Genomic DNA, 12,227 nt, shown 5'->3' on the forward strand with positions numbered 1-12,227 from the left:
TAAATTAAAATTGATTTTTATGTAACTTTTGATATATTCTATATTATAAATTAAAAAGGAGTTAAAATTGTTAGAACAAGAAGAAAAAACACAAAAATTAATTAGAGGAGCTAGCTTGATGTTAAAAGCTATATGTCACTCAAGAGATAAAGAAACTAAAGTTTCAAGATCTGATTTGTTAGTATTGGAACTATTAACTTATTACCCAATGTATTCAAATTTAAGTTATACCATTTTTGATATAAACCAAATAGAATTTACAGAATATTATAAAAGTGAATATAAATCAGAAATAAGCCAAGGTAATCTATCAAGATCATTAAGCAGGTTATTAAAGCATGGGCTTTTAACAAAAACAGAAGATAATAAATACTATATTAGTTTGTTTAAACATTTTTCTAAAAAATAGGTTCTAAATTAGATCAGTTTTATTATAATAATTCTTCAATATTTAAAAACGCACTTTTACCACATTCAGATTCAAGCCTAATGTGTTTATTTCCGTTAATATCATGTAATTTTACAGATTTATCATTAATCAGTTTTAAAAAATGATCTCGATTTTCTTCTATGATCTCTTTTCTAGAAAAATCAAAAAATTCTTGCCACATGAACGATTGTTTTTTATGTTCTTCTCGGTAATCTAAAGCCATTTTTACTACACTTAAACCCAACGCAGCTTTAACATTATCCGAAGCCATGCCAGATCCAGAGCTTTGGCGCTTTTTTTCGGAAAATACATCAGTAATTTTTTTAACTGTTTTATTCATTTATACCTTCTTAAAAGCCCTACAGCAAGCCATATAGACCAAGGACTTATGATATTTTTAGTTATAGATTAATACAGCTTTAAGTCATTCTTAAACGCATCAGCCGTGACAAAGAATTTCTCTTTTCTTTTGTCCCACTCGATTTGTACAAAGTCAAGTTTGGAACCACCAAAAAACACTGCAAAAGCAGTCTCTTCACCTTCGATTTTAGTAACATTGCAGCTTTGATTCATAAATACTTGCATGTATTTTTGTCTGTTTTGTTCGTGCATGCCTTGCCGATTTTGTATAACAAACGGTTTTGCAAGTGGTTCAGCATTGCGCCAATCAATTGATTTTATTGCATTGCAGTAATCAGAAGCTAGTTCTTCAATTTCAGACTCAACCCCCCCACAAGCAGTTAAAACAGCGGCAAATGGTAGAGCTAATAACAATTTCTTCATTTAAAATTTCCTTTTAAAAATTAATTTTTATTTATACTTTAAATATATCAGAAGCTACATAAAAAGCAATTTAATTTAAACAATCAGAACAACAAAATCAATGTTTATTTTATTTATTTAAAAGATCAAAAATGATCATTTTAATACAATTAAGATCTAAACTTTTATTATTATATAATTACAAAAACAATTTAAATTTATTTTTAAAAATCTATTGACTCATATAACAAATAGGTTATGTTGAATATAACAAATTAGTTATATTCAACAAAAAAGGAAACATAGAATGAAAAAAGAAAACATGAGTTATCTTACTTTAAATAAACTGTCTAATATTATTAACGAGAATGAACTCAATTATTGGTTTGAGCTTGATGAATACATGTATGAATTAGATAGTGAAGAAATAAATGAATTAATAGCGTTAAAATTAATAAAAACCAAAAAAATCAACAACAAAACAATGCTTAAATATGAATATTCAGCAGAAGATTATTATAATAAATTTTTAAAACAAGATGATGCTTTAACTTTTAAAGAAATTAGACTTGATTTACATTCAAAACAAAGACGCTTTATTCATTTAATGGGTTTACTTACAAGATCACGAATTTCTAAAAGTGAAATGAAAATATTATTACATTTAACAAAAATAGAATTTGACGAAAAGAAAAAAAGAAAAGATGGTTTATTTTATAAGACATTAGGAATTACACAAAAAGATTTATTAAAAAGTTATAATAATTATTATTCAGATGATCAGATTAAGCAATCATATCTATCAAGATCTTTAAAGAATCTAGTAAAAGAACATTTTGTAAAAATCAAAAAGAAAAATGGAGAGTCACTTATTACAGTATATTAGTATTTGTTTATTTTATAAGTAAAAATACACTGTATAAGCTTATAACAAGTTCAAAGGGCGAAGTTAGCCCATTGTATGAGTAGTACATAATAAGCTTTTAAAAATACTTAAATGATATGATTATGGATAAGCCAATCAATTGACTTACCCAAGTTTTTTATAAATTGTTAACTAAATACCCTGACTGAGAATCAATAGAAAAGCCTCTACTTTCTATTTCAACTAAAACATCATGTAAATCTAGATTTGCCATACAAACATGATCTGACATAGCAGTACGTAGAACTTCTAAATAAACATGACTTGCTGTTAATGAAGAAGATAGTTCAATATTATCAATGGTTTTCTTAACCGTTTCTCTATAGTTATCAGATAGTGCAATAGGGGTAGTATCTGCCGAACTATCTTTCTTAACAACTACTATAAGATCGAGTGTTGCAACCTTTTCAGTGCCTGAATTTAATCCCTTAACACTTCTTTGTCCTTTGTCTAAAATTAATATCTTTTCAGGTTTAGATACAAAACCAGCGTTGTAGATCGATTGTTGTACAACAGACCAAATTGAACCTTGGCTATTACCAAAAACAACTGCCAGATATGCACCTTCTTTCAGTGTTCTCCATGCTTCAGAGAAAGCACCTGTTAGAATTTCTTGATAATCTTCTTTAGATTGTTGCTTGTGTTTTCCTGTAGTTTTCATTACTGCTTCACGACTATTATCTGTCATTCCACCAATCCAAGCTTCATGGAACAAGTTCATGTCAGCGTAGAAAATATTTGATCCAAAAGGTGGATCTGTAAAAATAAAATCTACACTTTCACTTTCGAGGTGTGGAAGTTGATCAGCACTTGCATTTACGTAATCTTGCGTTGTTGTTAAATGGTCTACAGAATCAGAAATAACACCATCAGCTTTTGCTACAGCATTAATCTTTCTTAAGAATAAATCGTAGACATTCCATTCATAATATACAGGAGCAATATAATAGTTTTGAATTGCTGCATTTAATGGCGCTTTAAGACTCCATTGATAACGCCTTGAAGCCCTTGGAAGTATTGCTGTAAAGGTAAAACGAAGTTTTTGTCTCAAACTTTCATTTTCTACAGCATTAATTCTATTCCATAAATCACTTAGAACAATTGCGTTTCTATATGAAAAGAATTTTTTTGTTTCTGTTAAATCCCATTTTTCAAGAGCAGATCTTTTATACATCTCTCTATCTTTAGGGATCTGTATATTTGGAAAATTATCGAATACATTAGATTCTTCTGCTTTTTGAATCAAATCAAAATCAAAATCCTGAACAGGTTGTTCAACTTGCTTACCATTAACACCATTAACAGAAACAATAACAGGCACATCTTTTAGGTATGTAGCGCCTCTTTTTTGAAATTCATTGTTACATTTAGGACAAGAGAGTCCCGTAGTTTTAAAGCTATTGGTTTTCAATAATTCATAATATACAAGTTCATTTTGACAATGTGAGCACTCATATACAAAGCTCCAAATAGTTTTACCAAAATCAACTTCTTGATCATCCTCATTTCTAATTGTTTTATAGTTATATCCACAATTAGCTTTACTATCTGAAACAACATCATTAGCGGTTTTGTGTAAATCTTCAGCTTCTACACTGCTTAAATACCCCAAACCGATATGACGACCTAAAACAGAAATATCACTCACTAAAGCATTTCTGTTAGTCATTTTTGATGCAATAGCCGTCATACCAGAGCCAGCAAACATATCTACTACCAATCCACCTTCGGGTGAATACTCTTCAATAAACGGAATAATAGCACCAACAGGTACTTTTGTTAGGTAACTGTGTGCATTGTAGATAGGATCACTTCTTTTGACCCTTAAAACGTCATTTAGCATTAAAAACCATCACTTTAGTAAATTATATGTCCATGATCTCATACTCACACAAACAAGACAACCTTGACTGGTACAACCAGACATTCATGTCCTGTTTATGTTGTTCATCGATCTGTAGCTTTCGCCTTAAATCATACAGTTAAGGCAGAAGAATGGAAGCACAAGATTTAATTTTCAGAATAGCTACAAATGTTAAAAACTATCGTTTAGAACGTAATCTAACCCAAGAGCAACTAGCTGAAATGGCTAATTTGGGAGATGCAAGAGCCATTGGTCGAATCGAAAACATGGAGCATTCACCAACTATAGAAACAATATGCAAATTAGCACAAGCTTTTAATATAGACCCTGCGAACTTTTATTTAATACCAATGAATGCTAACCCAACGGATCAATTGAATTCATTGTTCTATTTTGTTCGAAGGCTTCAAACACTTGCACAGCAACATGGCATTGTTGATATTTTCCAAGATAATGGCGGTAAACTTTTACAGGTATTATTAATCACAGGATTAAAGGACTTGCCAGGAAGAGAAGGTAATGATGCTATTGATTATCTTGGTAATGAGTATGAATTAAAATCCTTAAATGCTGATTTAGTGAAAGGTTTTTCAACTCACCATCATATGAACCCAGTAATTATTGAAAAATATCGTCAAGTTGATTGGGTTTTTGCAATCTATAGCGGAATTGAACTACAAGAAATTTATTTATTAAAACCAGCAGACCTTGAGTTTTATTATGATAAATGGATTACAAAATGGCACGCTGATGGTGGTAAAGATATTAATAACCCAAAAATTCCAATGAAGTATGTTCAGAAAGAAGGGACTTGTGTTTACCGTAGATCAGCAGATGGCCATATTTCTTATCATGACATAACTCAGTATATTTGATAACATAATAGGGCTTGATTGTAGTAAGAAAGTTTATTGTGCATTGTTATAAAGTTATACACAATTGCTCAATGCTGAAAAGATAGAACTCATAGTAAACATTTGATCTTATTATAATAAGCAAAATTCTTCTTTTTCATAAGTGATGAAAGTTAGTAAGAGCTGATGCAACTAACGATCAGGTGATCTTATGACTAAAGCAAGAAACGCGGCACAATCTCAAACAATGTACTTACTCATGGCAGAATATGGGGCTACTACATTAATACCCTTAGAAGATTTTGCTTTTAAGGTATTAGGTTTGAGTGTTAATTCAGCGAAAAGCAAAGCAAAGAGTAACGAGTTACCTTTTGCTGTTACTCGTATGTATAACAGTCAAAAAGCACCGTGGGTTGTTCATATGCAAGATCTGGCTGCTTACATTGAAGACCGATGTTCAGCAGCTAGAATTGAGTGGGGTAAAGCACAAAGTTTTTAATGTGAAGCACAGTAAGGGGACAAGAAATTGTCCCCTTTCTTTATTGTTTAAATTAAAAAGCAACTCCATCCGCACCCTTTTGTACCCTTTTGTACCCTGCCAAACTAAAGCACAAACAAACCATTGATTTACAAGAAAAAAACAAATCAATCACGCCAATCAAGCATGGGGGCGACAGAGAAACGTCTAAAATCTGAATTATTTGACTTTGCTGGACCAGAGTCCGAGTTTAAATTATTACTCATAAAACCTTAATCGCTCTGAATAACCTATTACCTAGGTAACTCATTTCATTGACTAAAAGTCAGGATTGTCTATTGCTAATTTTTACTAACACGCCCACCCATATTTATCTAATGAATTAGAATGTACAGCTTACAATAAACCTAAAAGCGAGATTATACACAACCAAGACAAAATATTCATTTAAAGTGATGAGTTCAATAATATCAGCAATGAGCTGTGCGCTTTAAATTTTTACTAATATTTAAGCCTTACACTTCAAGCTGAACATTTTGTCACATGGTATGTTAACGATTTATTTCTTCTATAAAAAAATCTATAAATTCACTCAGCGAGCTATCCCATGCGCCTTCTAATTTTTCATCAAACTCCTGATCATATTGCGCAATCGTGTTAATTAAACACTCTTTCCAAGTAACCACTAATTGATTCGTAATTCCCATGCCTTTGTGCTTTTTAACGATACCTTTAAACGAGTCACTATTAAAAAGAATTTCCAATGTATTGATATTATTTATAAATAAATTAATTGATTGCAAAACCATTGTTTGCTGCCGTTTTAAATCAACACGTTGAAATAATTGTTTGATTGTATCGCTGCTGCCCGTCAAGCTATCATGAAAGTGGGTATAAAACTGGTAGCTGTTTTGAGTGGCACGTTTAAAACTATTTTTAAGTAGGCGTTTATCATCGTCCTCATTATCAAAAAGGATGCTAATAATACTCCCTTTATTAATCTGACTTTCTATCGTAAATCGTCCATTCAGTGAGCTAGTCACTAAATTATGGACTATTGTCATTCCTAGCCCCATGCCTCCAGATGTGCGATTAGTCGTGTAAAACGGATCAAACATCTTAGACTGAGTTTCATTGTCCATTCCTATGCCATTATCAGAGACAGAAATCGTATACTTTTTAGCGTTACCAGTAAGCTTTAATGTGATTATTTTATCAATAACTTTAAAGTTTTTAGGATAAGCATGATTAATTGCATTAGTCACTAAATTTGTAATAACCTGCGCTAATCTTGATGGGTATGTAACCACTTTGATTGCTTTTTCTGGTAACTCTAATTGCAAATTTATACCAGGCTTTTTAAGTAAGGGCTTTAAGCTGGTAGAAATAGAGTTTATCCATTCACTAAGATTAACCTCCCCTTTGGGGTCACTATGAAAATCGGTGGCCATTTGCTTAAAGTTAGCAACCAGCTCGCTCGCGCGATTTAGATTAAACTCAACCGCACGGCTAGATTCTTTCCCATCAACAATAAATGACTCTAGATCTTGCTTACTGAGCGATCCCTCAATCAGCTTTGCTTCGAGCTGATTTATCCCAGAGATCATGGTCGAAGTACCTAAGACAGCAACTCCTAACGGAGTATTCACCTCATGTGCAACGCCAGCCACAAGTCGCCCTAAAGAAGCCAGTTTCTCTTGCTCAATAAGCTGTTTTTGCGATTGCTTTAATTGCTTAATGACTGCTTCGAGTTCGTAAGTTCTATACGCCACTTTTTGTTCAAGTGACTGATTTAATTCATTGAGGGCAAGTTCACTCTCTGCTCGCTCTAACTCTGCAGAGATACGGCCCGCAAATAACTCAAATAGAGCAGCAACGTTCTCCGCATCCTTGATTGGAGCAATATAAAGAGCCACAACAAGACCGCACACTTCCCCTTTCGAATCATGTAATGGCGCGCCAACATACCCATCAACTCCCATATCAATCAACAATTGATCCTTGGGGTAAAGATGGCAAATCTGACGCGGATAAATACACGTTGAGTCCCCACTTACATCAGCACATGGGGTATCTTCAAGCCTGTATTTAAAGTTCTCAGCAAAGTCATTACCTGCCACTAAAGACAAGGTTTGAGAAATCGTACGACTGTCATCTAACTTAGCGATGAATGTAAATTGAGCCCCAATAGATTTATGCAATTGCATTGTTATCGTATCTAGAAAGTCCTTTCCATAAGTGGACTTTAAGGACGTTATTATTTTCCCTAAATCAAAATGCTGCACGTTGTATTTATCCTATTAACTTCTCAATAAGTGAGCAAACATGCTCTGCAAAAATCTCGACGAGCTCGATAGCATTGCTATCGAGCTCAGACTCAACTTCAAGAATAACCACTGCCTCTATATTTTCGTTACTGCGGTAATAAATTCCTACATACTTACCTTCATAACAAATTCCCTGCTTTGTGGATACTTCGTCAATAAAAGCAGCTGTATTAACCTCAGTGTGAATGTCGGTACGTGCGTTAAATACAGCGCGCTTGCCACTTTTAATACATATTTGAGAAGCTGTTTTTTTATTTACAATTAACTCTGCTTCATACGCATCCAATACCTCTGTTAAGTAGCGTAGTAAGTAGGTAGAAAAAGCGTCTATATCACCTAACTTATCGACCTTTAATACAGAGTTTAACAATGCCTTAAGTGCATTTTTATAACTGCCTAAACGATATATGTCACGATAAGACCGAAGAGAAACATAGAATAAATGGTATAGACTATTTTGCGTTATTTCTGTTTTCGCCTTGTAGCCATCTATGTCATAACTTTTTATGATTTCACTCTCTGGAGCAAGTCCTGCTTGCCCCGTTCTTAAAACAATCCGAGAACTCGTGTTTTTAAGTTCATTACGAATAAAATTAACTAACTTTAACCCGGCATCGTCAGTTTCCATCACAACATCTAATAAGATAACAGCAACATCATTATGGTTAGTTAAAACTGTTTTAGCCTCAGCCCCGCTGTAGGCACTCATGAATTCAAGTCCTCGGCCCATGAAATCAAATAGTTTCATTGCTAACTTAGTCGACTTATGAACTTCTTGATCATCATCAACAATGAGTATTTTCCATGGTTTTCGGAGGTTTGGTTTTATTTCAGCATTATCAGCCAGCCAGTCCATTTCAAATTCACAGATATAACGAAGGTAAACTAAATTTAGCAAAAAAACGCAATTAATCAAAAACAAGGAAAGCTGCACACCGAAAACTCGAAAAGTTACACTCTAAACTCACTGAATAATGTGTAACCAATAAACTAGGGAATTCGTTGTTTGCCGCTTATTTCGGCGAAATATTGGCTTTGTAAGGCTGCAAAACCAAACTTTCTTGCAGCTCTAAATATAAAAATGAACATATAAAATTGCAAATAATGCATTCAACATCGCGATTTTTAGGATAAAACTGCCTAACAAAAACACTGCAACTACAATACAATATGTTAGTATGTCACGGTAGCGTAAGGATAAGAGAAGATGAATATAGAATCACTCGTTAGTAAAGCCAAACATGTTTGCGATAATCGTGGGGCACGATTTACACCTATCCGTGAAAAAGTATTTCGCCTCCTAGCAAGTGCACAAGGTGGTGTTGGCGCCTATGATTTACTCGAACAGCTAAAGCTTACTGAGTCAGGTGCTAAACCTGCAACAATTTACCGTGCATTAGACTTTTTGTCTGAACTAGGTTTTATACATAAAATTGAAAGCACAAATGCATTTATGCTGTGTCACCATTTTGATCATATACACCCTGTACAACTTTTAATTTGTGATAGTTGTGGTTTTGTTAAAGAATTACACTCAACTCTGATATCACACGAATTAAATAGTTTAGCGGCTGAAAGTGGCTTTATTGTCTCTGGTCAAACAATTGAAGCGCATGGACAATGTGCATCGTGTAAAGAATAATAAAGTGCAGAGCTAAAATAAAGCACTACACTTTAAAGTATATAAACGCAGTTTAACTGCCAAACTTAAGGGATAAGTAACAATGAATGTAGAGTTTATCAATCCTTTTCTAGCTTCCTTACTAAATGTGTTAAGCACTATGGCGCAAACAGAGTTAAAGCCTGGAAAACCTAGAATCAAAAAAGATGAAATTGCCTGTGGTGATGTTTCAGGATTGATAGGTATGGTAGGCCCGCAAACCAAAGGCTCTTTTTCTATCACCTTTGATAAAAGCCTAGCGCTTACAATTATGGAACGTATGCTCGGCGAGAGACCTGACTCTGTTAACGAGGAAGTTACTGATATGGTTGGTGAAATAACAAACATGGTAACGGGTGGTGCAAAAAATTTGCTTGGTGAGAAAGGTTATGACTTTGATATGGCAACACCTATCGTGGTATCAGGAGAAGGTCATACAATTACTCATAAAAGCGAAGGAGCGAAGATTTTAATCCCTTTCACTTCTGACTCTGGGAACGCAAATATTGAAGTCAGCTTTGATAAACTATGAGTTGGTTACAAAAAACGATTAAATTAAAACCTCGTTCGCGAGGTTTTCATATTATTGATGATGAAATTCTACCACAGCTCATCGAGCTAGCTGATTACAAAATTGGTATACTCCACTTATTTATTCAACACACATCTGCAAGTTTAACTATTAACGAAAATGCCGATCCAACCGTTCGTATGGATATGGAAAGTCATTTCAATAAATTTGTCCCTGAACGCCAACCTTATTACCTTCACGACTATGAGGGTGACGACGACATGCCCGCACACATCAAAACGAGTACATTAGGATGTGAATTATCTATCCCTATAAACAACGGTCGATTACAGCTGGGGACGTGGCAAGGGATTTACCTTGGTGAGCATAGAGATCATGGTGGCAGCCGACACATAGTAGCAACCTTACAAGGTCAAGTTTAAGCTTTAGTTAATTTATAATAATTAGACCGTTATATTACATAAAAACAATGAATAGCACTGATTTATCGCTAACCTCTCCCTAGCGAACTCGCCAGCTGATTTATACCAATCATATTTAGTTCATGAGATACTTAAATTTGATGAAGACCTTCCATAACACGCTACTTGAAATACTAAATAATCAGGTGTATAGCAATCCAAAGGCCAAAATATCTAGAATCCGATTTATAATGTCTGCTGTATTTAGAGCACTGTAATCGAACATCACGTTTGTCACACATATTAATTTAATACCAATTCACTTAATTAAGTGCTCTATTTTGAGGATGGAAAAACATGTTGATAACTAGGCAAAAAATTTGCTGTTTAATTGTTCTAAATGAGAATTTCTTAACGCAGGTAGCAACACGTTTAGCCCCGCAAAATGATTAAGTATTATTGAGGATTGGTATAAGAACCTTATCTCATAACTCTTTAAGCGAAACGACTTTTAACCTCTTTATGGACAGCGCAAAGTGAACATGAGGATAGTCTAAGAGAGCAACCAACATTTGAAAACTAAGTTATAATTTCAAAAAAGTAGGTTAGATCACTTATTAAAAATATTGATATTATTTTCATTCGTGGCGCTATGATACCCATAGGTCTCATAATTCTCAGCGAATCCATGCGCGGTATTGGGTGACACTACCCTGGCGTCGGACCTAGCCTTAGCGCTGTTTTGTACAATAATTAGGATCTTCGAGACGACTATACCTTCACTTTCTTTATTTAGAGCCATAGCGGGCTACGCAGTAGGATGACCGCGTGCCTGCAGCAGTAAAGAGTCGCTTGACAAATGCAACTCTCTCATCGGTCGGGGCGTTCTTTTTTCCGTGGGGCACCTGATACTCAACCCACGCTACGGTGTCTAGGTTGCGACTATGCGACTCGCTAGCTTTACCCTCGCTTACTATTTAGTTTTCTTTCAGACGTAAAAAAGCCCGGCTCTTTCGAGTCGGGCTTTCTTGTATTTGGAGCCATGGTGCGCTACGCAGTAGGATGACCGTGTGCCTACAGCAGTAAAGAGTCACATAACAAATGCTACAACATCGTTGGCCTTTACGCCGTGTCGTTTCACTACTGAGTACAGCAGGAGGGCGTGGCCTGATGTATTTACTTTATCCCAGACAACAAAAAACCCGCTACATTGCTGTAACGGGTTTCTCTTATTTGGAGCCATGGTGCGCTACGCAGTAGGATGACCGTGTGCCTACAGCAGTAAAGAGTCACATAACAAATGCTATACCATCGTTGACCTTTACGCTGTGTCGTTTCACTACTGAGTACAGCAGGAGGGCGTGGCCTGATGTATTTACTTTATCCCAGACAACAAAAAACCCGTCACATCGCTGTAACGGGTTTCTCTTATTTGGAGCCTGGCGATGACCTACTTTCACATAACAAATGCTACACTATCATCGGCGCTGTTTCGTTTCACTACTGAGTTCGGCATGGGGTCAGGTGGGTCCAAAACGCTATTGTCACCAAGCAAATTTGGTGTCAGTCCGTATCGCTACGCACTAACTAAAATTTGGAATATCTGATAATAAAGTTTTCTGTAATCTACTTTAGTCTATTAACTTCTGCGCTTAAACAGTCACATAAAACGCGTTTGGCGTTGTATGGTTAAGCCTCACGGGTAATTAGTACAAGTTAGCTTAACATGTCACCATGCTTCCACATCTTGCCTATCAACGTTGTAGTCTTCAACGGCCCTTCAGAGACTTTAAAAGTCTAGTGAGAACTCATCTCGAGGCCTGCTTCGCGCTTAGATGCTTTCAGCGCTTATCAGTTCCGAACGTAGCTACCGGGCAATGCCATTGGCATGACAACCCGAACACCAGCGGTTCGTTCACTCCGGTCCTCTCGTACTAGGAGCAACCCCTCTCAATTCTCAAACGCCCACGGCAGATAGGGACCGAACTGTCTCA

Annotated in this window: 12 protein-coding genes and 2 rRNA genes; 7 read left to right on the top strand and 7 right to left on the bottom strand. The window is 35.2% G+C overall.

Annotated elements, in window-relative coordinates:
• Window positions 1–67: 67 nt before the first annotated feature.
• Entirely contained in the window at window positions 68–409 is a 342-nt protein-coding gene (locus ATS75_RS18490; RefSeq protein WP_058561903.1) for a hypothetical protein, read from the top strand.
• A 22-nt stretch (window positions 410–431) separates the two neighbouring features.
• Here the strand turns inward: ATS75_RS18490 and ATS75_RS18495 are convergent, their stop codons facing one another.
• Window positions 432–770, bottom strand: a complete 339-nt coding sequence (locus ATS75_RS18495; RefSeq protein ID WP_058561904.1) for a hypothetical protein — start codon at window positions 768–770, stop codon at window positions 432–434.
• A gap of 68 nt (window positions 771–838) precedes the next feature.
• Window positions 839–1,213, bottom strand: a complete 375-nt coding sequence (locus tag ATS75_RS18500) for a hypothetical protein (protein ID WP_058561905.1) — start codon at window positions 1,211–1,213, stop codon at window positions 839–841.
• A gap of 286 nt (window positions 1,214–1,499) precedes the next feature.
• On the opposite strand from ATS75_RS18500, the gene ATS75_RS18505 reads away from it, so the two are divergent.
• The gene (locus ATS75_RS18505; RefSeq protein ID WP_058561906.1) at window positions 1,500–2,078 is read left to right on the top strand and encodes a hypothetical protein; all 579 of its coding nucleotides are present in this window, start codon (window positions 1,500–1,502) and stop codon (window positions 2,076–2,078) included.
• Between the two features lie 157 nt (window positions 2,079–2,235).
• Here the strand turns inward: ATS75_RS18505 and ATS75_RS18510 are convergent, their stop codons facing one another.
• The gene (locus ATS75_RS18510) at window positions 2,236–3,960 is read right to left on the bottom strand and encodes a DNA methyltransferase (protein WP_058561907.1); all 1,725 of its coding nucleotides are present in this window, start codon (window positions 3,958–3,960) and stop codon (window positions 2,236–2,238) included.
• A gap of 152 nt (window positions 3,961–4,112) precedes the next feature.
• On the opposite strand from ATS75_RS18510, the gene ATS75_RS18515 reads away from it, so the two are divergent.
• On the top strand, window positions 4,113–4,856 hold the full coding sequence (locus tag ATS75_RS18515; RefSeq protein ID WP_082665524.1) for a helix-turn-helix domain-containing protein: 744 nt from the start codon (window positions 4,113–4,115) through the stop codon (window positions 4,854–4,856).
• A gap of 190 nt (window positions 4,857–5,046) precedes the next feature.
• Entirely contained in the window at window positions 5,047–5,334 is a 288-nt protein-coding gene (locus tag ATS75_RS18520; RefSeq protein WP_058561908.1) for a pyocin activator PrtN family protein, read from the top strand.
• A gap of 530 nt (window positions 5,335–5,864) precedes the next feature.
• On the opposite strand, the gene ATS75_RS18525 is transcribed toward ATS75_RS18520, so the two are convergent.
• Entirely contained in the window at window positions 5,865–7,520 is a 1,656-nt protein-coding gene (locus tag ATS75_RS18525; protein WP_235591210.1) for an ATP-binding protein, read from the bottom strand.
• Between the two features lie 85 nt (window positions 7,521–7,605).
• A complete protein-coding gene (locus ATS75_RS18530; protein ID WP_152996248.1) occupies window positions 7,606–8,538 on the bottom strand; it encodes a DUF3369 domain-containing protein in 933 nt (310 codons plus the stop codon).
• 309 nt (window positions 8,539–8,847) lie between these two features.
• On the opposite strand from ATS75_RS18530, the gene ATS75_RS18535 reads away from it, so the two are divergent.
• From ATS75_RS18535 to ATS75_RS18545, 3 genes are all read left to right on the top strand, one after another.
• On the top strand, window positions 8,848–9,282 hold the full coding sequence (locus ATS75_RS18535; RefSeq protein WP_058561910.1) for a transcriptional repressor: 435 nt from the start codon (window positions 8,848–8,850) through the stop codon (window positions 9,280–9,282).
• 82 nt (window positions 9,283–9,364) lie between these two features.
• Window positions 9,365–9,832: a chemotaxis protein CheX gene (locus tag ATS75_RS18540; protein WP_058561911.1), complete on the top strand. Its 468-nt coding sequence runs from the start codon at window positions 9,365–9,367 to the stop codon at window positions 9,830–9,832.
• The gene (locus ATS75_RS18545) at window positions 9,829–10,254 is read left to right on the top strand and encodes a secondary thiamine-phosphate synthase enzyme YjbQ (RefSeq protein WP_058561912.1); all 426 of its coding nucleotides are present in this window, start codon (window positions 9,829–9,831) and stop codon (window positions 10,252–10,254) included. Before ATS75_RS18540 ends, ATS75_RS18545 begins: the two co-directional genes overlap by 4 nt.
• 1,416 nt (window positions 10,255–11,670) lie before the next feature.
• Here the strand turns inward: ATS75_RS18545 and rrf are convergent.
• A 5S ribosomal RNA gene (rrf, locus tag ATS75_RS18555) occupies window positions 11,671–11,785 on the bottom strand.
• Between the two features lie 133 nt (window positions 11,786–11,918).
• Window positions 11,919–12,227: ribosomal RNA gene (locus ATS75_RS18560) — 23S ribosomal RNA — on the bottom strand; the annotation flags it as partial.

Source organism: Pseudoalteromonas sp. H105, from assembly GCF_001469215.1.
Lineage (GTDB): Bacteria > Pseudomonadota > Gammaproteobacteria > Enterobacterales > Alteromonadaceae > Pseudoalteromonas.

Excerpts from the sequence above, each read along its gene's own strand:
- ATS75_RS18495 (WP_058561904.1), bottom strand. The coding sequence starts at position 770 with ATGAATAAAACAGTTAAAAAAATTACTGATGTATTTTCCGAAAAAAAG.
- ATS75_RS18500 (WP_058561905.1), bottom strand. The coding sequence starts at position 1,213 with ATGAAGAAATTGTTATTAGCTCTACCATTTGCCGCTGTTTTAACTGCT.
- ATS75_RS18505 (WP_058561906.1), top strand. The coding sequence starts at position 1,500 with ATGAAAAAAGAAAACATGAGTTATCTTACTTTAAATAAACTGTCTAAT.
- ATS75_RS18510 (WP_058561907.1), bottom strand. The coding sequence starts at position 3,960 with ATGCTAAATGACGTTTTAAGGGTCAAAAGAAGTGATCCTATCTACAAT.
- ATS75_RS18515 (WP_082665524.1), top strand. The coding sequence starts at position 4,113 with ATGGAAGCACAAGATTTAATTTTCAGAATAGCTACAAATGTTAAAAAC.
- ATS75_RS18520 (WP_058561908.1), top strand. The coding sequence starts at position 5,047 with ATGACTAAAGCAAGAAACGCGGCACAATCTCAAACAATGTACTTACTC.
- ATS75_RS18525 (WP_235591210.1), bottom strand. The coding sequence starts at position 7,520 with ATGCAATTGCATAAATCTATTGGGGCTCAATTTACATTCATCGCTAAG.
- ATS75_RS18535 (WP_058561910.1), top strand. The coding sequence starts at position 8,848 with ATGAATATAGAATCACTCGTTAGTAAAGCCAAACATGTTTGCGATAAT.
- ATS75_RS18540 (WP_058561911.1), top strand. The coding sequence starts at position 9,365 with ATGAATGTAGAGTTTATCAATCCTTTTCTAGCTTCCTTACTAAATGTG.
- ATS75_RS18545 (WP_058561912.1), top strand. The coding sequence starts at position 9,829 with ATGAGTTGGTTACAAAAAACGATTAAATTAAAACCTCGTTCGCGAGGT.